The organism is Kitasatospora sp. NPDC059577, from assembly GCF_042735475.1.
Lineage (GTDB): Bacteria > Actinomycetota > Actinomycetes > Streptomycetales > Streptomycetaceae > Kitasatospora.
In genome coordinates, this window is sequence record NZ_JBHWBZ010000070.1 from 18,047 (window position 1) to 39,733 (window position 21,687).

The window sequence follows — 21,687 nt, forward strand, 5'->3', positions numbered from 1 at the left end:
TCACTGTCGGTCCGGCGGCCCCTTGCTTCACTGCAAGGGGCCGCCGGAAGATGAGGTGGCGCTTCACTCCACCTTCAACTCCTACTGACGGGCCGTGGCAAATATGCCTAACTCCACCTGGCAGAAGTCAAGTTACTCGGCGGCGAACTCCGAATGTGTAGAGGTGCGGACCGTTGACGGGGTGATCGAACTCCGTGAGTCCGATGAGGGTGACGTCATCGTCCGTACCAGCGCGGCCAAGTTCGCGGCCTTCCTCCAGGGTGCGAAGGCCGGCGAGTTCGACCACCTCACCGCAGGCAGCTAACGACTGTGGCGGCCCCTCGCTCCTTCGCAAGGGGCCGCCACCCGCTCACAGGCCGGGCACCTGGTAGCCGTTGAGGCGCCACAGTGCCGCGCTGTACCAGAGCACGCCGATCAGGACGACCAGGGCGCCGCCCGCCGTGGGCAGGGCCCAGCCGGGCAGCCGGCGGTGGCGGACCACGATGACCTTGGCGACGAACGCGCCGTAGAGGAAGCACCCGGCGATCGAGTGCAGGGCTACCCGGGCGGTCGTCAGCTGCACCCCGTACGCCGTGATGCAGTGGTAGGCGATCGGCAGGGAGAGCAGGAACGCCCCCAGGCCGACCAGTCGGTGTCCGGTCCGGACCGAGCGGGGCGCGGCCGACAGCCCGGGCAGCCGCCCGTACATCCAGAGCGCCAGCAGGAGCTGGATCAGCGCGAGGCCCAGCAGGGCGGTGCCGAGCTGGGCCTTGAGCTGGTTGGCGTCGTCGTAGCGGCGGCCGAAGAGGCTGCTGGTGTAGTCCGGGGTGTGCGCCCGGCCGTACCAGTACAGGCCGGCCGTCACCGCCACCGGCAGGAGCGCCCACAGGAGGCCGGGGGCCCGCCGGGGGCGGGACGGCCGTTCGACGCCGTTCATCCGCTCAGCTGCCCTCGATCTTGTTACCCGCGGTGTTGATCAGGTACCAGGTGGCCCCGAAGGCGCTGGACTCCTCGCCGTTGGTGTCGCCCTGGGCCGTGTCGCCCTCGAAGTAGTAGAGCGGGTGGCCGTTGTAGACGATCTGGGTCGTGCCGTCCTTGCGGGTGCTGGTGGAGAGCTTGGCCTGGTCGACGCCGTTGGTGGCGGTGGGGGCGCCGGTGGTCAGGGCGGGCGGCCAGGCGGTGGCGCAGGCGTCGTAGCAGGTCGAGGCGGACGAGGTGTCGGCCTCGAACAGGTAGAGCGACTTGCCGCGGGCGTCGACCAGGAAGTTCTGGTACTTGCCGACGGTGGTCGACGAGATCGTGGCGGCCGTACCGCTGATCGCGGCGGACGGGCTCGCGCTCTCCGCCGAGGTCGGTGCGGCCGTCGGGCTGCCCGTGGCGGTCGCCGTGGCGGTCGCCGGTGCCGTGGTCGCCGGTGCCGTGGTCGCCGTGGACGTCGTGCTCTTGCTGCTGGAGCAGCCGCCGCACACCAGGATGGCCAGGGCGGCGGCGGTGGCGGCCGCGGTGGTCAGCGAGCGGGTATTCCTCATGGTCTTCTCTCCGACACAGGTGGGAACGGGTGTCGCCACTTCAGCCTGAACGGGCGCGTCGCTCCGCTCGGCACGCCAGGGGGCGGGCAACGCGGGCCCGCCGTTAACCCTGATGGCCGACGGTGCCACGCCGCCGCCGGGGCCGAGGGTGGGTCCAGCCCCACCCGGGTGTACGGCTGGACCGGTACCCGGGCGGCCCCGTGCTCCCTAGCGTCGTTTCCACCACGACACGGAGGAGCAGGACCATGGTCACCAGCCAGGAGATCTTCGGCACGGTCAAGAAGTGCGTCGCGCTCTACGGCGCCGTCAGCGCCGTCGTTCTCGGCACGGTCGCCGTGATGGCGTCCACCGGCCACGGGACGACCGCGTTCATGTGGATCCGCGGCGGCATCCTCCTCGCGGCCGCCCCGCTGATCCACCGGATGGTCACCCGGGCGGCGGAGGGGTCCGCCCAGGCCTTCGACCGGGTCCGCACGCTCTCCACGATCATGCCGATCGCCGTTATCGGCGTCGATCTGGTCCCCGGCCTGTGCCCGCCCTGGTACGCCGTCCTCCAGGGGCTCTCCGCCCTCGCCCTGGTGGCGGTCGCCGTCCTCACCCGCGGCTCCGCTCTGCGAGCCGTCTTCCCGGAGAGCTGAAACGGCCCGTGCGCCGCCCCTCGAATTTCCCACTTCCCCGATTCACAAGTCTTGACCATGTGTTCACACCTTCGGGAGCATCGGGGGCGCCGGTCGCGGGGGAAGCGGGACGACTGGACGGTCCTTGACGTTTCGTCAAGAAGGGGACCGGTATGCCCCGACGTCTGCGACCGACCAGGGAAAGGGACGACCGGGCATGGCGAACGACTTTCACAATGTCGACCAACTTCTTTGCATGAAAGCCGACTTGGCGTCGGAACTCCAGCAGGAATCCGCAGGCCTGTCGGCCCGGGTGGTCGAGGCATTCCTCGAAGTGCCGCGCCACCCCTTCGTCCCGGTGTTCTACCGCGAGGAGAGCGGCCTCCGGCTCCCCTGGCGCGCCGACGACTTCGCGGACGACTCCTGGCTGCGGGAGGTGTACGCGAACCGGGCGCTGGTCACCGAAGTCGACGGCGTCCACGCCGAGGACGCCGCCCCCGGGGGGTTCCGCGGCGGGGTCGCGACATCGACCGCCGCTCTGCCGGGCCTGACGGCCGACATGCTCGACGCACTGGACGTCCGGCCCGGCGACCGGGTGCTGGAGATCGGCACCGGCACCGGCCACACCACGGCCCTGCTCTGCCACCTCGCCGGCGCCGCGACCGTCACCAGCATCGACGGCGCCGAGCGCCTGGTGACCGCCGCCCGCACCCGCCTCGGCGAAGCCGGCTTCGCGCCCACCGTCGTCCAGGCCGACGGCGCCGACGGGCACCCGGCCGGGGCGCCGTACGACCGGATCATCGCCACCGGAGAGGTCCGGCGCATCCCCCGGGCCTGGCTCGACCAGTGCGCCCCGGGAGGCCTCGTCGTCGCCCCGGTCGCCGGCGCGGTAGCCAGGCTGACCAAGCTGGCGGACGGGCGTGCGGTCGGCCGCTTCCTCCCCCGCCCGGTCGCGTCCGGGCCGGGGCGCCCGGCCGTGGAGTCCGACCCCCGCGTCCTCGACGACCCGGCCTTCGCGTTCTGGGCCGGTCTGCACCTCCTCGGAACCTCCCGGGAACTGCCGGACCTCGACGCCGCCCACAAGAGCTGGCTCACCCACAACCGCCCCCGCCGCGAGTGGTTCACCCTCGACGCCGGCCCGGAGGTCCAACACGTGACCTACGCGGCCCCGGACGGCACCACGCTCAGCTGGGACCTCTGACCCCACCCCTGCGGACCACCCACCACAGCGGCCCACCCCGGACCAGGTGCTCGCCGAACGGTCGGTTGTGGTCGAACTCGTCGGGGCGGTGCGTCGAGCCGGTGCGGCGGGATCCGGTGCGAGGATCGGGCCATGAAGTACATGGTGCTGATGTACGCGGATCCGGCGGCGACGGCCGCGATGACCGACGAACAGCGAGCCGACGTGTTCGGCCGGCACGAGGCGTTGCACCGGGACCTGGAGGGCTCGGGGGAGATGCTGAACGGAGCGGGTCTGGCCTTTCCGGCGGACACGACGACCCTCCGGTGGAACGGGGGCCGCACGACCGCGACGGACGGGCCGTTCGCGGAGGCGGCGGAGCACCTCACCGCCTACTACGTGATCGACTGTGCGACCCCCGAACGGGCGCGGGAGATCGCCGCGCGCGTCCTGGACTTCCACGTCGTGGCGGTCGAAGTGCGGCCGGTCCACGACCACTTCGGCATGGGCTGACGCCACGACCCCGGTCAGGCGGCGGCCGGGTCGAATCCCCTGGTGATCAGCCGGACGGCCAGGCACAGTTCCCAGGCGAACACCGGTACGGCGGCGAGCATCCCGAACCCGGAGACCTGCTGGTAGACGCCGAACAGGACGGCGATCGCGGAGGCGAAGATCAGTGCGCCCCCGGCGAGCCCCAGGACGGCGATGAAGCGCGGTACCAGCCGTGCGCGGTACAGCAGGAGCGCGAGCACCGCCGTGTTGGCTCCGCAGACGAAGTTGGGGCCGAGCAGGAACGTCCAGTCGTGGACGGCGACCAGGGCCCGGCCCACGGTGAGGAGTGAGGCGTTGTCCGCTCCCTGCGGCGGGTGTTGGCGAAGCGTCACGACGGCCAGCAGGCTGACGATGCCGACGGCGATGACGGCGGCTTCCAGGGTGCGGAGGCCGAGGTACCCGGCGGCGAGGCCTTCGCCGTGCCGCCGGGCGACGGGGTACAGCGTGAACGCGGTGCCGATGATGCCGATGGTGAGGAGTACCTCGAACAGGGCGCCCAGGAGCAGCCGGGTGTCCGGTCCGGCGCCGACCACGTAGTCGGCGGCCTTCAGGGCCGGTCCGTACAGGACGAGCCCGCCGATCGAGGTGACGTGGGTGGCGAGGAAGCACGTGCCCGCCGCTGTCGCGAGGGTTCTCGGTGAGGCCATGGGGGGCTCCTTCGGCGAGGGGGCGGAACAGGGGAGGTGTACGCCGTACACCTGCCTGTCCGACGCTAGGGTGTACCCCGTACACCTGTCAAGGAGATCGGTGAGGACCATGGCTCAACAGGCAGACACCGAGCGCCGGAAGCCGCTCAACCGCGACCGCGTGCTGCGCGCCGCCGTCGCGCGCGCCGACCAGTCCGGGATCGAGGCGTTGAGCATGCGCGGCCTCGCCCAGGAGCTGGGCGTCGTGCCGATGGCCCTCTACAAGCACGTGGCCAACAAGGAGCAGCTGTTCGACGGCATGGTCGAGCTCGTCGTCGGCGAGATCGACGCGCCGGCCGACGGCCCCGACTGGCGCGGAGCGGTCCGTGACCGCGTCCTGTCCGCCCGGCGGGCGCTGCTGCGGCACCCGTGGGCCCTGCGCGCCATCGAGTCCCGCGGCACCCCCACGCCCGCCGTGCTGGACTACCTGGACTCCGTCATCGGCACGTTCCGCAGGGGCGGCCTGTCCGTCGACCTCACCCACCACGCGATGCACGCGCTGGGCAGCCGCGTCTGGGGCTTCACCCAGGAGCTGTTCCCGGCTTCCCCGGCCGCCGATCCCGCCGATCCCGCCGATCCCGCCGGTCCTGCCGATCCCGCCGGACGGGGCGATCAAGGCGAGCAGGCGGCCGCGCTGCGGGCGATGGCGGCCAGGTACCCGCACATCGCCGAGATCGCCACGGCCCGGGCCCACGACGGTGCGTCGGTCGTCGGTGGCGGCTGCGACGACCAGTTCGAGTTCGAGTTCGCCCTCGACCTGCTCCTCGACGGCTTCGCCCGACTCCACGAGTGCGGCTGGAGCTCCGACGGCGGGTGAGCGGGCCGGGCGAGCGGGCCGGGTGAAAACCGGGCGACCGTCGGTAGCTCGACCGCCTAGGGTGGGCACGTCCCCCGGGCGGCCGTTTACCGCTCGTCGTTCGGCGCGACCAACGCGCCCGCAACCCAGGGAGTTGCCGCCATGACGCGCACCCTTGTCGCAGACCTCCCCGCACGCATCGGCGGGACGGTCACCGTCTACGGCTGGGTGAACACGCTGCGGCTGCAGCGGCGCCTGCAGTTCGTCCTGGTCCGCGACCACACCGGCCTCGTCCAGGTCACCCACCCGCGCGGCGGGGAGGGCGACGTCATCGAGGCGGCCTTCGAGCAGGTGACGGTCGAGTCGGCGGTGAAGATCACCGGCAGGGTGGTGGCGAACCCGCAGGTCAAGCTGGGCGGTCTGGAGATCGTCCCGTCCCGGGTGGAGATCGTCTCGCCCGCCGAGCCGAAGCTGCCGATCGACGAGAGGACCGGCATCGACCAGCGCCTGGACTGGCGGTTCCTCGACATCCGGCGTCCCGCCCAGCACCTGGTCTTCGACGTCCAGACGACCGTCGAGCGGGCGATGCGCGAGGTGACCGCAGAGGAGGGGTACACCGAGCTGCACACGCCGAAGCTGATGGGGACGGCCTCCGAGTCCGGCGCCGAGGTGTTCGAGGTCGGCTACTTCGGCCGGACCGCCTACCTCGCCCAGTCGCCGCAGTTCTACAAGCAGATGGCGATCGCCGGCGGCATCGACAGGGTCTTCGAGATCGGGCCGGTGTTCCGGGCCGAGCCGTCCTTCACCGCCCGGCACGCCACCGAGTTCACCGGCGTCGACGCCGAGATCGCCTGGATCGACGGGGTCGAGGACGTGATGGCCTTCGAGGAGCGGCTGCTGCACCGCGCCCTCGCTGCCGTGGCCGAGCGCCACGGCGGGGCGATCGCCGAGCATTTCGGCACGCCGGTGGTCGTCCCCGAGCTGCCGTTCCCCCGGATCACGATGGCCGACGCCCTGGCGCGGCTGCGGGCGACGGGCTGGGACCCGGAGGGGGTGAAGGACGACCTCGACCCGGAGGGCGAGCGGACGCTGTGCGCCCTGGTCGCGGAGGAGACCGGGCACGAGTTCGTCTTCGTCACCCGATTCCCGGCCTCGGTGCGGCCGTTCTACCACCTGCGGCCGGAGGACGACCCGACCGTCACCGAGTCCTTCGACCTGCTGTGGAAGGGCGTCGAGATCACCACCGGCGCCCAGCGCGAGCACCGGTACGACCGGCTGGTGGCACAGGCCCGCGAGAAGGGCATGGACACGGGGCCGCTCTCCGGCTACCTGGACTGCTTCCGTTACGGGACCCCGCCGCACGGCGGCTTCGGGCTGGGGCTGGGCCGGCTGCTGATGCTCGCCCTCGGCCTGCCGTCGATCCGCGAGGCGACGTTCCTGTTCCGGGGGCCGCACCGCCTGGAGCCGTAGGCGTGGACGGGTTCGGCGCAGGACGGGTTCGGCACCGGAAGTCGGCCGAGCCGACTTCCGGTGCCGAAGGCGTCCCTCAGTAGCCGATGGCCTCGCGCAGCAGCAGGACCGTCCCTGGCGTCATGCGTGCCGGGGCGTTGAGCACCAGCAGCTGGTTGCCGGCGCTCGGCTGCCCGTAGGCGGTCTCGGCCCGGGCGGACTCCAGCGGGAGCGCGTGGTCCTGCACGCGGCGCAGGGCGGTGGGCAGGTCGAGGACCACCTTCTGCGCGCCGACGACCCAGACCGCCCGGCCGGCGCCGCCGACGTACGCGGTCAGCTGGCTGCCGCCGGCGGAGGCGGCGACGAGGGCGCCGGTCTCGGTGACGGCGGCGACGCTGCCGACGACGACGTCCGGGGTGGCGATGATGCGGCGGATTCCGTCCGCCTCGGCGGCCCGGTCCATGGCCGACGCGAGCCGCCTGACGGCCCGGTAGCGGTCCGTGCCGTTGACGTCCTCGTCGATTCCGGACAGCCGGAGGGTCTCGCTCGCCGCGGTGAGGACGGTGGCGTCCGCCGGGAGCAGCTCCGCGACCCGGGCGCGCGCGGCGGCGGCGTCGTCCAGGACCTCGACGGCGAAACCGTTGGCGCGCAGGGCGGCGGCCGCCCGCTCCAGGCGCTCGGCCGGGGCCGGTTCGGTGTACGGGGCCGGCGCGGTGGCGTGCTGGGCCGGCGCGGTGCTGTCCGGGGCCGGCGCCGTGCTGCGCCGGGTCGGAGCAGCCGCGTGCGGCCCGGTGGAGCCCGGTGCCGAGCCCGCCAGCGGGGTGGTGTCGAGGTAGCGCACCTCGTAGACCCGCTCGGTGAACCGCCAGCCGTCCGGCGTCCGTTGGTAACGGTCGTGGTAGACAGCGTAGTTGAGCCCCTGGAAGCCGCTCCTGAGGCGGGCGAGTTCATGCAGGTAGGCGCGGCCGGTGGCGGTGTCGCCGTCGATCTCGATCGCGCCCGGGTGGGTGGTCTGGACGAAGAAGTCCCACTGCTCCTGGAGTTTCTCGCCGCCGAGGCGGATCTGTTCGGGGCCGACCAGCTCGATCGGCACGTTCGGCATCCGCAGCACGCCGTCCGCGGTGAACAGCCGCGCGAGGCGGGCGCGGTCGCGCATCATCACGGCGTCGGTGAACTCGCCCTGCAGAGCCTGGATCTCGACGCGGTCGGCGGTCGCCTGGAAGTCGTTCATCGGGTCCTCCGTTTCCCTCTGTCCGGTACGACCGGACGGCGCGCCGGAATGTGAGGCGGGGGCCGGACGTCACGTTCCGGTGTGCTGTGCTGTCGAAGCAGTGAGGGGACCGACGAGACGAAGGGGTGGGGATCGGTGCGGGACGAGGGAACGGACGACGACACCGCGACCGGGCGGCCCGATCCGGGCCCGGGCGCGATCATGGGCGAGCGGCGCCGGCTGACCGGTCTCGCGTACCGGCTGCTCGGCTCGCTGGCCGACGCCGAGGACGTGGTGCAGGAGACCTACGCCCGCTGGTACGCGATGCCCCGGCGGGAGCGGGAGGCGATCGGCTCGCCCGGCGGCTGGCTGACCACGGTCGCCAGCCGGATCTGCCTCAACCTGCTGGGCTCGGCCCGGGTGCGGCGGGAGCGCTACGTGGGCGAGTGGATCCCCGAGCCGCTGCCCGAGCACCGGGAGTGGACGTCGTCCGCGACGGCCGCGGCGGCGGATCCGGCGGACCGGGTCACCCTGGACGAGTCGGTCGACATGGCGTTCCTGGTCGTCCTGGAGGCGATGACGCCGGCCGAGCGCGTCGCCTTCATCCTGCACGACGTCTTCCGCTACCCGTTCGCGGAGGTGGCCGCGATCGTCGGCCGGTCGCCGGCGGCCTGCCGGCAGCTGGCCTCCTCCGCCCGCCGCCGGGTCCGCGCCGCGCAGGCCCCGGTGGCGCCGACGGGCGCGCAGGCGGCCGTGGTGCGGGAGTTCAAGCGGGCCTGGGAGGCGAGGGACCTGAAGTCGCTGATGGGCGTGCTCGACCCGGACGCCACCGTGGTCGCGGACAGCGGCGGTCTGGTCGGTGCGCTGCCGCAGCCGCTCTCGGGGAACGGGCCGATCGCCCGCGCCTACCTGGAGATCGCCCGTGTCGCGCCGGCCACGACGCTGCTGGAGCGCACCGTCAACGGCCGGCCCGGGCTGGTCGCCCAGCAGGGCGGGGTCACCGTCACCGTGCTCGCGTTCCGGGTCGTCGGGGGCCTGATCACGCACGTCTGGGCGGTGCGCAATCCGGATAAGCTCCGCCCGTGGACGGACCCGCACCCGGTGGGCGGAGGCCCGTCCGTGCGGGAGTGACCTGGGTCATACCGGTGGAGGGGTGGGGGCGGGCACTGTTGCGCGGGAGCGCACTGGTCGTGTGCACGCCCGTGCGCACACCACCGAGCGCCCCTCTATGGGCTTGTCGGCGTAAAACCGACCGATAAGGTGTTAATCCAACATTCATCCATGCCGCGTAGCCTCCGGGGGCTAGCCTCATGCTGAACGTCATCGTCCGACCGGGAGGCGAAAGCCCCGTGCAAGGCACTGTCACCACACCAGGCGGCTCCACGGTGGCCGGAGGCCAGGGCGAGGCGTTCCTGCTCGTCGTGGACGACGAACCCAACATCCGCGAGCTGCTCGCGGCCTCGCTGCGCTTCTCCGGCTTCCGGGTCGCCTCCGCCGCCAGCGGCACCGAGGCGCTCGACCTCATCGCCGTCGAACGCCCCGACCTCGTCGTGCTCGACGTGATGCTCCCCGACCTCGACGGCTTCACCGTCGTCGAGAAGCTGCGCGAGCGCACCAGCCGCGGCCAGATAGCCGGGCCCGCGCACGGACACCCCGGCGACCACCTGCCGGTGCTCTTCCTCACCGCCAAGGACGGCGTCGGCGACAAGGTCCAGGGCCTCGCCGCGGGCGCGGACGACTACGTCACCAAGCCGTTCAGCCTCGAAGAGCTGATCGCCCGGATCCGCGCCATCCTGCGCCGGGCCGGCGGCCCGGCCGAGGACGGCCGGCTGCTCGTCGCCGACCTCAGCCTCGACCCCGTCGCCCACGAGGTCACCCGCGCCGGCACCCCGGTCTCGCTCTCCCCGACCGAGTTCAAGCTGCTGCACTACCTGATGGCCAACGTCGGCCGGGTGGTCTCCAAGGCGCAGATCCTCGACCACGTCTGGGCCTACGACTTCGGCGGCGACCTCTCCATCGTCGAGTCGTACATCTCCTACCTGCGCCGCAAGCTCGACTCCGGCCCCGCCCACGGCCCCAAGCTGATCCACACCGTGCGCGGCATCGGCTACGCACTGCGCCGCCCCCCGCAGGGCTGACCGGTACCGACGCCCGTGTTCGCCCGTTTCTCCTCACGGCTGTCGCTGCGCGCCCGGCTGCTGGTGCTCGCGCTCGTCCTGGTCACCACCGGGCTCGCGGTCAGCGACACCTTCGTCCTCGGTACCGTCCGGTCCCAGCTGGTCGAGCAGCTCGACGAGCAGCTCCAGCGCTACGGGCTTCCGCTGTCCCGCAAGCCTCCGGCGCAGGCCACCTCGCCGGCCCCCGGCCGGCCCGGCCTCACCGGGCGCCGGGTCAGCCTGCCCAGCCAGTACCTGGTGCAGTTCCTGTCCTCGGACGGCAAGGTCCAGACGGTCATGCGCCAGCCCGTCTCCGACAGCGACCCGGCACCCCAGCTGGCCGGGCTGGACCCGACCCGGACCGCCCCCGACGTCCCCTTCGACCTGCCCGACCAGCGCGGCCAGCACCGCTGGCGGGTCCTGGTGCTGCCGCTCCAGACGCCCCGCGGACAGACCGTCAACCCCAGCACCTTCGCCTCACCCGCGGTCACCCCGACCTACGTCATGGTCGCCGTCTCCCGCGAGGACATCGACGACACCCTCGGCAAGCTCAGCACCTCCTTCCTGGCCATCGGCGGCGCCGTCCTGGTGCTGATCGCCGCACTCGGCTTCTTCGCGGTGCGGGCCGGCCTGCGGCCGCTGCGGCGGATCGAGGCGGGCGCCGAGCGGATCGCGGCCGGCGAGCTGTCGCACCGGATGCCCGAATTCTCCCCCGGCACCGAGGTCGGACGGCTGGCCGTCGCGCTCAACGGCATGCTCACCCAGATCGAGGCCGCCTTCGAGGCGCGTGCCGAGTCCGAGGCCCGGATGCGCAGCTTCGTCGCGGACGCCTCGCACGAACTGCGCACCCCGCTGGCCGGGATCCGCGGCTTCGCCGAGCTGTACCGGATGGGCGCGCTGCCCACCGACGCGGACGTCAAGCGCACCATGACCCGGATCGAGAGCGAGGCCGACCGGATGGGCGCCCTGGTCGAGGACCTGCTGGTGCTCGCCAGGCTGGACGAGGAACGCCCGCTCGACCTCGCCCCGATGGACCTGCGCACCCTCGCCGCCGACGCCCTGCACGACCTCACCGCGCTCGACCCCAGCCGCCCGGTCGCGCTCACCGGCCCCTCCGGCACGGGCGCGCCCGGCGCGGCGCCCGTCGTCGGCGACGAGGCCCGGCTGCGGCAGGTGGTGACCAACCTGGTCGGCAACGCGGTCAAGCACACCCCGGCCGGCACCCCGGTCCGGATCGGCGTGGGCGCCCGCGCCGACGGCACCTGCCTGCTGGAGGTCGCCGACGCCGGGCCGGGCCTCACCGAGGAGCAGGCCCGACGGGTCTTCGACCGCTTCTTCCGGGTCGACGCCTCACGCAGCCGGGACAACGGCGGCGGCGCCGGACTCGGCCTCGCCATCGCCACCGCCCTCACCCGCGCGCACGGCGGGACCCTCAGCTTGGAAACCGCGCCGGGCGAAGGCGCGACCTTCCGGGTCGAACTGCCCCACGACGGCGACCGGCCTTCCTGACAGCGGGCCTTCCTGACAGCGGGCCCGCCCGGCGGCGGGCCGCCCTTCCGCAGGGCGGGTCACCTCGTCGACGGGACTTTGCGCGCCCTTTGTCGACTCGTCAATGATCCCGTCAACCAGGAAAGTCGAGCGCCCGGACATTGCCGGAATCCGGCATGGAGCGTAAAGAAAGCGTCTGCCTATGATCGGCACTGCCTGGCCGTCACCACCGTTACGGACCAAGGCCTTTGCTTTCTTTCCGACCCGAAAGGGGTCATTGTGAAACTCCGCCGTTCGCTGGTCTCGGCCGCCGTCCTCGCCTCCGTGATCGTGCCCGCAGCCGCGTTCTCCGCCGCACCGGCCTTCGCGACGACGGCCTCGGCGTCGCAGACCCGGAGCGAGAACGCCTCGATCGCCGAGCTGGAGCAGGCCGCCGCCGACGCGGCCAAGGCCTACGAGGCCGCGAAGGCCCACGAGGCCGACCTCAAGGCCAAGTTCGACGCCTGGACCGCCCCGGCGGACCTCCGTGCCGCGTTCGAGGCGGCCAAGGCCGCCGCCGCGAAGGCCACCGCGACCAGGGAGGCCCTCGACAAGGCGGCCGGGGAAGCCGCCGCCGCGTACGGCAAGGCCAAGGAGGAGGACCTGGAGAAGGCCAGGGAGGCGATGCTGAAGGCGTTCGACGCCGCCAACGCCTCCCACACCGCCGAGACCGAGGCCAAGGCGGCCGTCGACGCGGCCGGCCGGGCGATCGACGACGACCGGATCGCCGAACTCCGCAAGGTCATCGCCGCGCAGGACGCCACCGAGAAGGCGGCCGCCGCCAAGGCCGCCGCCGACAAGGCGCTCGCCGACGCGAAGGCGGACGCCGAGAAGCCGGTGGAGAAGCCGGTCGAGCAGCCGGTCGAGAAGCCCGTCGAGCAGCCGGTCCAGCAGCCGGTGGACAAGCCCGCCGGGCAGCCGACCACCGTCACCCCGGCCTCGGACACCACCGAGGCCTCGACCACCACCGCCACGTCGGACCGGTCGACCACCGCCGTCACCTCGACCACCGCCGTCACTCCGGCCACCTCGCAGGCGGCCACCACCACGGGCTCGACCACCGAGCTCGCCGAGACCGGCTCCGGCCCGGCCACCCCGTACTTGGCGCTGGGCTCCGGCCTCGCCGTCAGCCTCGGCGCCGCCGCCCTCTACGTCTCCCGCCGCAAGCCGGCCGCCCGCGCGACCCGCTGACCCACCCCGGTCCGCGTCCGCTCGGGAGGAGGCCGCGCACCGACCGCACCGCACCGCACCCGCGACCGCAGGACAGGCCCCGGCCCGTCCTGCGGTCGTGGCGTTCCCGGCCCGAAACGCCCCGATCGGGTGAACCGGAACCCGTTCACCCGGGTGGCCCCCCGGTCGTGTGCGATGGTCCAGGAGCTCACTCGGCGACCGGGAGACCATCGTGGATTCTGATCAGCGGCTCTGGGAGGCCTGGCAGGCCATCACCGTCCCGAAGCACGCGCGCGCCGAGATCGACGAGGACTGCATCACCATCTCGGTCATCGGTGGCGCCCGCCGTGCCGGGGTGGGCCGGAGACTCCGAAGCGCGTTGAAGGACCACCTGGGCGGGGCCGGGCACGAGCCGACGCGGGGCCGGTACCTCATCGCCGGGACGAAAGCGATGATGCCCGACATCGCCCTGGCCCCGAGTGGCACCGGGATCGAACACCCGGACGGCGTGGGGCTGTTCGCCAGTGGGATCCCCCTGGTCGGCGAGATCGTGTGGCCCGACTGCCACGTCAGCCGTGAGCACGGCATCAAGCAACGCACCTACGCCTCGGCGGGGATTCCCGTGTACGTGATCATCGACGACTACGACCATGGTGGCACCGTGACCGTTCTGACCCGCCCGGATTCCGAGCGCCGTGACTACGCCTCTTCGACCCGCGTCCCCTACGGCAAGGAGGCCGTGATCCCGGAGGGCCCCGCCAAGGGCTTCGTGATCGGCCCGGAGATCACCGGTGAGCTCCGTGGCTGAGCGCGAGGTGTCGTTCAAGCGGGACCTGTCGGAGTGGCGGGTCGCCCTGGTCGCCTGGCGGCTGCTGGTGCTGCAGGCGGCGGATCCGGTGGTGGGGGCCGGGATGTCGGAGCACTCGACGTACCGGGCGCACCCGTGGCGGCGGATCGAGCACACCCTCGGCAGCGGGCGGCGGCTGTTCTACCAGGATGCGGAGACGCTGCGGCGTGAGGTCGCCCGGCTGGACCGGGCGCACAAGCGGATCCGGGGGACGGCGCCGGACGGGCGGGCGTACGACGCCCGGGACGCCGCGACCAGGGCGTGGGTGCTGCTGACGCTCTTCGAGTGCGTGGTCGCCATACGCCGACTCGGCGGGGACCCTTACGACGCCGGGCAGTCGGAGGAGGCGTACGCGGAGTTCAAGGGCGCGGTCGCGGCTTTCGACCTGCCCGAGGGGGAGTTGCCCGCCACGGCGAAGGACCTGCCGGCCTACTTCGCCCGGTACGCCCGGGAGAAGCTGGAGTTCACCGACGCGGCCCGCTACCTGATGGGCGACCTGCTGCGGGAGGCGCCCCGGCCGCGGCGGCTGTGGTTCCTCGGCGACGCCGGGTGGCGGGTGCTGCGGCGCCTGGTGGCCCGGGTGATCACCGAGCTGACGGTGGCGGACCTGCCGCCGGTGGTGCGGGAGCGCTTCGGGATGGTCCCCACCAGGCGGGCGGAGCTGTTGTCCGTCGTGCTGCACCGGGGTGCGGGGGCGCTGGTGCGCCTCCTCCCGGACCGGATGCGCTACCGCTCCCCGGCCGAGCAGGGGCCGCCCCGCCGCTACCGCCCGCAGCGCGACCCTCGCGGGTCGCGGCTGGACCGGTTCTTCCGGGAGGTGCTGGACCAGACCGGCGACGGCTTCGTCACCGTGCACGACCTGCGGGCGATGGCGCACAACGTGTGCTGGCAGCTGGAGCTGGACGAGGCCGGCGAGGCGCGGGTCCACGAGGCCTTCGAGGGCTGGTGGGACCAGCTGCGGGCGGCGATGGACGCCAACGGTGACGGCAAGGTCAGCCGGGAGGAGTTCGTGGCCGCGACCGCGGCCGGCCTGGACCGCGACGGGACGTACCTGGAGCAGGGGCTGCTGCCCGCACTGCGGGCGGTGTTCACGGCGGCCGACACCGACGGCAGCGGTTTCCTGGAGTTCGACGAGTACCAGGCGGTGTTCGGCGGTCCGCGGGTGCACCCGGCCGAGCTGTCGCACGGTTTCCGCCAGTTGGACACGGACGGGGACGGGCGGATCACCCGGGAGGAGTTCCTGCACGGCTTCACCGAGTTCTTCACCGCCCGCGCCGACTCGACCTCGGGCACCCAGCTCCTCGGCCGCGCCTGACCGGCACCCCTCTCGCCCGCCTGCCCGCCCGGGCCGTAGCACGCCCCGTTCGCCGTCGCGAGCGGGGCGTCGGCCTGTCAAGCGCCGGTTCGGCCAAGAACCCGCCGGCATCCGCCCGCTCGTTCGTTGCCCCGCCACCGGCCCGGTCCGCAGACTGTGCGCACCGCACCGCACACCGTGACCGCACCGTGACGCACCCCACAGGGCTGTCAACCCCACCCCACCTGCAATTCCCCCGTAAGGATGGTGGATACTGATGCTTGTGAACGTGTTCACGTTCACAAGCGGACAAGCTTGCATGGTTCGGCAGCGGTCTACGGCTATAGAAGATGTTTGTCCGGAATGAGCCCGTCGGAGTACGGGCCGGCTGGGAGAGAGGGCGACGTGGAACTGGCAATCGCTCACGAGACCATCGCGCGATGGCAATTCGGCATCACCACCGTCTACCACTTCCTCTTCGTTCCGCTCACGATCAGCCTGGCCGCGGTCGTGGCCGGCCTGGAGACCGCCTGGGTGCGGACGAACAAGGAGAAGTACTTCCACGCGACCAAGTTCTGGGGAAAGCTCTTCCTCATCAACATCGCGATGGGCGTCGTCACCGGAATCGTCCAGGAATTCCAGTTCGGCATGAACTGGTCCGACTACTCCCGCTTCGTCGGCGACGTCTTCGGCGCCCCGCTCGCGATGGAGGCGCTGATCGCCTTCTTCTTCGAGTCCACCTTCATCGGCCTGTGGATCTTCGGCTGGGACAAGCTGCCGAGGAAGATCCACTGCGCCTGCATGTGGATGGTCGCGCTGGGCACCGTGCTCTCCGCCTACTTCATCCTGGCCGCCAACTCCTGGATGCAGCACCCCGTCGGGTACGCGATCGACCCGGCCACCGGCAAGGCGCAGCTGACCGACATCACCGCGGTGCTGTTCCAGAACACCACCCTGACCGTCGTCGCCCACACCCTGACCGCCGCCTTCCTCACCGGCGCCGCCTTCATGGTCGGCATCTCCTCGTTCCACCTCTGGAAGGCCAAGCGGAGGCCGGAGACCGCCGACGCGAAGAAGACCGCCTCGATGCGCACCTCGCTGCGGCTCGGCCTGGTGCTCGCCGTGGTCTTCGGCGCCGGCACCGCCCTCAGCGGCGACGAGCTGGGCAAGGTCATGTTCGAGCAGCAGCCGATGAAGATGGCCGCCGCCGAAGCCCTGTGGGACACCCAGTCGCCCGCGCCGTTCTCGGTCTTCGCGGTCGGCGACGTCAGCAAGGGCCACAACTCGGTCGCGCTGGAGGTCCCCGGGATACTCTCCTTCCTCGCCCACAGCGACTTCAGCTCCTCCGTCCCCGGCATCAACGACACCGCCGCGGCCGAGGCCGCCCGGCACGGCGGCGACCCCAAGGACTACATCCCGAGCATCTTCGTCACCTACTGGGGCTTCCGCCTCATGATCGGCTTCGGGATGACCTCCTTCGTGGCCGGCCTGATCGGACTCTGGACCACCCGCAGGAAGCTCTTCCTGCGGCCCGAGTTCCGCACCGGCGAGACCGAGGTGCCCCGGCTGATGCTCACCCCCGGGCGCGAACTCGGCCCGCTGCTGACCACGTGGAGCTGGCGGATCGGCATCCTGACCATGGGATTCCCGCTGATCGCCAACAGCTTCGGCTGGATCTTCACCGAGATGGGCCGTCAGCCCTGGGCCGTCTTCGGCCTGATGACCACCTCCAGCGCGGTCTCGCCCAACGTCGGCGTCGGCACCCAGATCGGCGCACTGGCGACCTTCACCACGCTGTACGCGATCCTCGCGGTCGTCGAGGTCCGGCTGCTGGTCAAGTACGCCAAGGCCGGCCCGGTGGTGACCGAGCAACCGCCCACCGAGGACCCCTCGCTGCGCGGGCCGTCCTCCGGCGAGGACGCCGACAAGCCGCTCGCCTTCGCGTACTGAGGCACCCGGGACGACTGAGGACCACTGGGGAACTGAGGATCTGACATGCAACTCCACGACGTCTGGTTCGTGCTGATCGCGGTCCTGTGGATCGGCTACTTCTTCCTGGAGGGCTTCGACTTCGGGATCGGCATCCTGACCAAGCCGCTGGCCCGGAACACCGCCGAGCGCCGGGTGCTGATCAACACCATCGGCCCGGTCTGGGACGGCAACGAGGTCTGGCTGCTGACCGCCGGCGGCGCCACCTTCGCCGCCTTCCCGGACTGGTACGCGACGCTCTTCAGCGGCTTCTACATTCCGCTGCTGGTGATCCTGGTCTGCCTGATCGTCCGCGGCGTGGCCTTCGAGTACCGGGCCAAGCGTGACGGCGCCCGCTGGCAGCGGAACTGGGAGGAGGCCATCTTCTGGACCTCGCTCCTGCCCGCCTTCCTCTGGGGCGTGGCCTTCGCCAACATCGTGCGCGGCGTGGACATCGACGCGCAGAAGAACTACGTCGGCACCCTCGGGGACCTGCTGAACCCGTACGCGCTGCTCGGCGGCCTGGTGACGCTCTCCCTGTTCACCTTCCACGGCTCGGTGTTCGCCGCGCTCAAGACGGTCGGCGAGATCCGCGAGCGGGCCCGCAGGGCCGCCCTGCAGGCCGGACTGGTGACGGCCGTGCTGGCCCTGGTCTTCCTGGTCTGGACGCAGGGCCACAACGGCAACGGCCGCAGCCTGGTCGCCCTGGTGATCGCCGTGCTGGCCCTGACCGGCGCCCTGGTCGCCAACCAACTGGGCCGTGAGGGCTGGGCGTTCGTCCTCTCCGGGGCGACCGTCGTGGCCGCCGTCGCGATGCTCTTCCTGGCGCTCTTCCCGAACGTCATGCCGTCCACCCTGAACCCGGCCTGGAGCCTGACCGTCGGCAACGCGGCCTCCTCGCCGTACACGCTGAAGCTGATGACCGTCGTGGCGGCGGTGTTCACCCCGCTGGTGCTGCTCTACCAGGGCTGGACGTACTGGGTGTTCCGCAAGCGGATCGGCGTCCAGCACATCCCCGGGCACGCCCCCGCCGCCCCCGCCGCCCCGCTCGACCGGGGCTGACGCGATGAAGCCGGTCGACCCCCGACTCCTCGGGTACGCCCGCACCACCAGGGCCTTCCTCGCCGGATCCGTGCTCCTCGGTGCGGCCGGTGCGGCCCTGGTGGTCGCCCAGGCGGGTCTGATCGCCGAGATCGTCGTCCGCGCCTTCCAACGCGGTGCGACCCTCGCCGAACTGACCGCGCCGCTGCTGCTGCTCGCCCTGACGGCCCTCGGGCGCGGGCTGGTCGGCTGGCTCACCGAACTCACCGCGCACCGGTCCGTCGCCCGGGTGAAGTCCACCCTGCGGCTGCGGCTGCTCGACCACGCCACCGCGCTCGGTCCGTCCTACCTGGCGGGCCGGCGCACCGGAGAACTCACCACCCTCGCCACCCGCGGCGTCGACGCGCTGGACGACTACTTCGCCCGGTACCTGCCGCAGCTGGCGCTGGCCGTGGTCGTCCCCGTGATCGTGCTGCTGCGGATCGTCGGCGTCGACTTCACCTCGGCCGCGATCATCGCCGGGACGCTGCCGCTGATCCCGCTGTTCATGGTGCTGATCGGGATGGCCACCCAGTCCCGGATGGACCGGCAGTGGGACACCCTGGCCCGGCTCTCCCACCACTTCCTCGACGTGGTCGCCGGGCTGCCCACCCTCAAGGTGTTCAACCGGGCCCGCACCCAGGCCGCCACCATCGCCCGGATCACCGCCGACTACCGCCGGGCCACCCTGCGCACCCTGCGGATCGCCTTCGTCTCCTCCTTCACCCTCGAACTGCTCTCCACCCTGTCCGTCGCCCTGGTCGCGGTCACCGTCGGCTTCCGGCTGGTGGACGGCACGCTCGACCTGGAGACCGGGCTGCTGATCCTGGTCCTCGCCCCCGAGGTGTACGTCCCGATCCGCCAGGTCGGCGCGCTCTACCACTCCAGCGTCGAGGGGCTGACCGCCGCCGACGAGCTGTTCCGGGTGCTGGAGACCCCGCTGCCCGCCACCGGCACGGTGCCCGCGCCCGACCTGGCCGGCGCCCTGATCGAGGCGGACGGGCTGGTCGTCCACCACCCCGGACGGACCGGGCCCGCCCTGGACGGCGCCGCGCTGACCCTGCGTCCGGGCTCCAGCACGGCCGTGACCGGCCCGAGCGGCGCCGGCAAGTCCACCCTGCTGGCCGTCCTGCTCGGCCTCACCGCCCCCGGGACCGGCACCGTCCGGATCACCGCCGCCGACGGCCGGTCCCACGACCTGGCCGACCTGGAACCCGGGAGCTGGCGGCGGCAGATCGCCTGGGTGCCGCAGCACCCCCACCTGTTCGCCGGGACGGTCGCCGACAACCTGCGGCTCTACCGGCCCGACGCGACCGACGAGCAGCTGTGGACGGCGCTGCGGGCCGCGCACGCGCTCGACTTCGTGACCGACCTGGCCGCCGGGCTCGGCGAGGACGGCGCCGGGCTCTCCGCCGGGCAGCGCCAGCGCCTCGCCCTCGCCCGGGTGCTGCTCGCCGACGACCGGCCGCTGGTGCTGCTGGACGAGCCCACCGCCCACCTGGACGGCGCCTCCGAGGCGGCCGTCGTGGACGCCGTCCGGACGCTCGCCGAGGACCCGGCGCGCACCGTGCTGATCGTCGCGCACCGGCCGGCCCTGCTGGCCGTCGCGGACCAGCGGGTCCGGCTGCTCCCGCCGCCCCCGGCCGAGGGCCTCCCCGCCGCAGGACCCGTCCCCGCCCTCGCCCACAGCGGCCGCCCGACCGCCGCCCCCGCCGTCCCCGGGGAACCGGAGACCGAGGCCGGCAGCACGCCCCGGCTGGCCCTGTCCGTCCTGCTCGGGGCACTCGCCCTCGGCTGCGCCGTCGCGTTGATGGCCACCTCCGGCTACCTCATCTCCCGCGCCTCCGAGATGCCGCCGGTGCTCTACCTGATGATGGCCGTCACCTCGGTCCGCGCCTTCGGCATCGGCCGCAGCGTCTTCCGCTACGCCGAACGGCTCGTCTCGCACGACGCGGTGCTGCGCACCCTCGGCACCCTGCGGGCCGCCGTCCACCGGCGGCTGAGCGCCCTCGCCCCGGCCGGCCTGCCCGCCTTCCGGCGCGGCGACCTGCTCTCCCGGCTGGTCGCCGACGTGGACGCGATCCAGGACCACTACCTGCGCTGGCGGCTGCCGGCCGCCGTGGCCGGCGTGGTCGGGCTGGGCTCGACGCTGGCGATGGCCGCCTTCCTGCCCGCCGCCGGGGCCGTGCTCGGCCTCGGACTGCTGCTCGCGGGCGTGCTGGTGCCCGCACTGGCCGCCCGCTGGTCGGCCGGCGCCGAGCGGCGGCAGGCCCCGGCGCGCGGGCGGTTGGCCACCACCGTGGTGGACGCCTTCACCGGCACGGCCGAACTCACCGTGGCCGGCGCGCTGCCCGCCCGGCTCGCCGCCGTCCGCGGCGCCGACGCCGCGCTGACCCGGCTGGCCGCCCGCTCGGCCGCCACCACGGCGCTCGGCACCGGACTGATCGCGCTGCTCACCGGGCTGACGGTGACGGCGGCGGCGGCCGTCGGCGTCCAGGGGGTGCGCGGCGGGGCGCTGGCGCCGGTCTGCCTGGCGGTGGTGGTGCTGACCCCGCTGGCCGCCTTCGAGGCCGTCACCGGGATGCCGCTCGCCGTCCAGGCCCGTCAGCGCAGTCGCGCCGCCCGGGCCCGGCTCGACGAGGTGCTGAACGCCCCCTCGCCGGTGACGGAGCCGGCGGACCCGGCGGAACTCCCCGGTGAGCCGTTGCCGGTCGCGGTGCGCGGGCTGACCGTGCGGCACCCCGGGCAGGCGTCCGACGCGCTCGCCGGGGTGGACCTCGACCTCGCCCCGGGCCGCCGGATCGCCGTGGTCGGCCCGTCCGGCTCCGGCAAGACCACCCTCGCCCAGGCGCTGCTGCGCTTCCTGGAGCCGGGTGCCGGGAGCGTCACCTTCGCCGCCGGCCGTCCACAGGCTGTGGACAGCCGGGAGCTCGCGGGCGAGGACGTCCGCCGGGTGATCGGGCTCTGCGCGCAGGACGCGCACGTGTTCGACAGCTCGCTGCGGGAGAACCTGCGACTGGCCCGGCCCGACGCGGACGAGGACGAACTGCGCGCCGCGCTCGCCGCCGCCCGGCTGCTGGACTGGACGCGGAGCCTGCCGGACGGCCTGGACACCATGGTCGGCGAGCACGGCGCCAGGCTCTCCGGAGGCCAGCGCCAGCGCCTCGCGCTCGCCCGGGCCCTGCTCGCGGACTTCCCCGTACTGGTCCTGGACGAGCCCGCCGAGCACCTCGACCTGCCCACCGCCGACGCGCTCACCGCCGACCTGCTGGCCGCCACCGAGGGCCGCACCACCGTGCTGATCACCCACCGGCTGGCCGGGCTGGACGACACCACGGTGGACGAGGTGCTGGTGCTGGACGGCGGCCGGGTGGCCGAGCGGGGCCGCTGGTCCGAGCTGGTCGCCGACCCGGACGGGCGGCTGCACGCGATGTGGCGGCGGGAGCGGGAGGCGGACGGGCTGCTGGAGCCGGCCCGGCGCTGAGACCGGGCCGCCGATCCCCGTGCGCCCGGTGGGCCCGGTGCGCGTGGTGTGTCCGGTGCGCGCGGTGCGCCCCGTGCGCGCGGTGCGCCGACCGCCCAGCCGATGCGCCCGGTGGGGGCCGGTCGTGCCGTCCTTCGTCTGAAAAGCGTACAAACTAGGCTTT

19 protein-coding genes are annotated in these 21,687 nt (G+C 72.9%); 15 read left to right on the forward strand and 4 right to left on the reverse strand.

The features are described 5' to 3' along the window. The first annotated feature begins 103 nt into the window (after nucleotides 1-103). Complete coding sequence (locus ACFV0O_RS35775; RefSeq protein ID WP_380348186.1) at nucleotides 104-304, forward strand: DUF397 domain-containing protein; 201 nt, start codon at nucleotides 104-106, stop codon at nucleotides 302-304. Nucleotides 305-349: 45 nt separating this feature from the next. Here ACFV0O_RS35775 and ACFV0O_RS35780 read toward each other — a convergent pair whose 3' ends face one another. Continuing rightward, nucleotides 350-916: a DUF6529 family protein gene (locus tag ACFV0O_RS35780; RefSeq protein WP_380348188.1), complete on the reverse strand. Its 567-nt coding sequence runs from the start codon at nucleotides 914-916 to the stop codon at nucleotides 350-352. A gap of 4 nt (nucleotides 917-920) precedes the next feature. Further along, nucleotides 921-1,508: a hypothetical protein gene (locus ACFV0O_RS35785; protein ID WP_380348190.1), complete on the reverse strand. Its 588-nt coding sequence runs from the start codon at nucleotides 1,506-1,508 to the stop codon at nucleotides 921-923. 245 nt (nucleotides 1,509-1,753) lie between these two features. Here ACFV0O_RS35785 and ACFV0O_RS35790 point away from each other — a divergent pair, with 245 nt between their 5' ends. The 3 genes from ACFV0O_RS35790 (at nucleotide 1,754) to ACFV0O_RS35800 (ending at nucleotide 3,818) form a co-directional block, all read left to right on the forward strand. After that, nucleotides 1,754-2,146 (forward strand): hypothetical protein, encoded by a 393-nt coding sequence (locus ACFV0O_RS35790; protein WP_380348192.1) that lies wholly within the window; start codon nucleotides 1,754-1,756, stop codon nucleotides 2,144-2,146. A 235-nt stretch (nucleotides 2,147-2,381) separates the two neighbouring features. Next, nucleotides 2,382-3,326, forward strand: coding sequence for a methyltransferase domain-containing protein (locus ACFV0O_RS35795; protein ID WP_380348194.1), 945 nt, complete (start codon nucleotides 2,382-2,384; stop codon nucleotides 3,324-3,326). 132 nt (nucleotides 3,327-3,458) lie between these two features. Further along, entirely contained in the window at nucleotides 3,459-3,818 is a 360-nt protein-coding gene (locus tag ACFV0O_RS35800) for a YciI family protein (protein WP_380348196.1), read from the forward strand. Nucleotides 3,819-3,832: 14 nt separating this feature from the next. Here the strand turns inward: ACFV0O_RS35800 and ACFV0O_RS35805 are convergent, their stop codons facing one another. Next, nucleotides 3,833-4,504: a DUF4386 domain-containing protein gene (locus ACFV0O_RS35805; RefSeq protein ID WP_380348198.1), complete on the reverse strand. Its 672-nt coding sequence runs from the start codon at nucleotides 4,502-4,504 to the stop codon at nucleotides 3,833-3,835. 109 nt (nucleotides 4,505-4,613) lie between these two features. Between ACFV0O_RS35805 and ACFV0O_RS35810 the strand changes: the two genes are divergently transcribed. Both ACFV0O_RS35810 and aspS read left to right on the forward strand, forming a co-directional pair. Beyond that, the gene (locus ACFV0O_RS35810) at nucleotides 4,614-5,360 is read left to right on the forward strand and encodes a TetR/AcrR family transcriptional regulator (RefSeq protein ID WP_380348199.1); all 747 of its coding nucleotides are present in this window, start codon (nucleotides 4,614-4,616) and stop codon (nucleotides 5,358-5,360) included. Nucleotides 5,361-5,501: 141 nt separating this feature from the next. Further along, complete coding sequence (gene aspS, locus ACFV0O_RS35815; RefSeq protein ID WP_380348201.1) at nucleotides 5,502-6,809, forward strand: aspartate--tRNA(Asn) ligase; 1,308 nt, start codon at nucleotides 5,502-5,504, stop codon at nucleotides 6,807-6,809. A gap of 76 nt (nucleotides 6,810-6,885) precedes the next feature. Here aspS and ACFV0O_RS35820 read toward each other — a convergent pair whose 3' ends face one another. Then, nucleotides 6,886-8,019 (reverse strand): nuclear transport factor 2 family protein, encoded by a 1,134-nt coding sequence (locus ACFV0O_RS35820; RefSeq protein ID WP_380348203.1) that lies wholly within the window; start codon nucleotides 8,017-8,019, stop codon nucleotides 6,886-6,888. 201 nt (nucleotides 8,020-8,220) lie between these two features. Between ACFV0O_RS35820 and sigJ the strand changes: the two genes are divergently transcribed. From sigJ to cydD, 9 genes are all read left to right on the forward strand, one after another. Next, the gene (gene sigJ, locus ACFV0O_RS35825; protein ID WP_380348227.1) at nucleotides 8,221-9,129 is read left to right on the forward strand and encodes an RNA polymerase sigma factor SigJ; all 909 of its coding nucleotides are present in this window, start codon (nucleotides 8,221-8,223) and stop codon (nucleotides 9,127-9,129) included. A 218-nt stretch (nucleotides 9,130-9,347) separates the two neighbouring features. Continuing rightward, on the forward strand, nucleotides 9,348-10,136 hold the full coding sequence (locus tag ACFV0O_RS35830) for a response regulator transcription factor (protein ID WP_380348205.1): 789 nt from the start codon (nucleotides 9,348-9,350) through the stop codon (nucleotides 10,134-10,136). 15 nt (nucleotides 10,137-10,151) lie between these two features. Next, complete coding sequence (locus ACFV0O_RS35835) at nucleotides 10,152-11,663, forward strand: sensor histidine kinase (RefSeq protein ID WP_380348207.1); 1,512 nt, start codon at nucleotides 10,152-10,154, stop codon at nucleotides 11,661-11,663. Nucleotides 11,664-11,921: 258 nt separating this feature from the next. Beyond that, nucleotides 11,922-12,872 (forward strand): LAETG motif-containing sortase-dependent surface protein, encoded by a 951-nt coding sequence (locus tag ACFV0O_RS35840; protein ID WP_380348209.1) that lies wholly within the window; start codon nucleotides 11,922-11,924, stop codon nucleotides 12,870-12,872. A gap of 211 nt (nucleotides 12,873-13,083) precedes the next feature. Beyond that, nucleotides 13,084-13,659, forward strand: coding sequence for a Uma2 family endonuclease (locus ACFV0O_RS35845; RefSeq protein ID WP_380348211.1), 576 nt, complete (start codon nucleotides 13,084-13,086; stop codon nucleotides 13,657-13,659). Further along, complete coding sequence (locus ACFV0O_RS35850; RefSeq protein ID WP_380348213.1) at nucleotides 13,643-15,013, forward strand: oxygenase MpaB family protein; 1,371 nt, start codon at nucleotides 13,643-13,645, stop codon at nucleotides 15,011-15,013. The genes ACFV0O_RS35845 and ACFV0O_RS35850 overlap by 17 nt, the downstream gene beginning before the upstream one ends. A gap of 384 nt (nucleotides 15,014-15,397) precedes the next feature. After that, entirely contained in the window at nucleotides 15,398-16,942 is a 1,545-nt protein-coding gene (locus ACFV0O_RS35855) for a cytochrome ubiquinol oxidase subunit I (RefSeq protein ID WP_380348215.1), read from the forward strand. A gap of 45 nt (nucleotides 16,943-16,987) precedes the next feature. Then, nucleotides 16,988-18,022 (forward strand): cytochrome d ubiquinol oxidase subunit II, encoded by a 1,035-nt coding sequence (gene cydB / locus ACFV0O_RS35860; protein ID WP_380348217.1) that lies wholly within the window; start codon nucleotides 16,988-16,990, stop codon nucleotides 18,020-18,022. A 4-nt stretch (nucleotides 18,023-18,026) separates the two neighbouring features. Then, the gene (gene cydD, locus ACFV0O_RS35865; protein ID WP_380348219.1) at nucleotides 18,027-21,524 is read left to right on the forward strand and encodes a thiol reductant ABC exporter subunit CydD; all 3,498 of its coding nucleotides are present in this window, start codon (nucleotides 18,027-18,029) and stop codon (nucleotides 21,522-21,524) included. Nucleotides 21,525-21,687 lie beyond the last annotated feature (163 nt).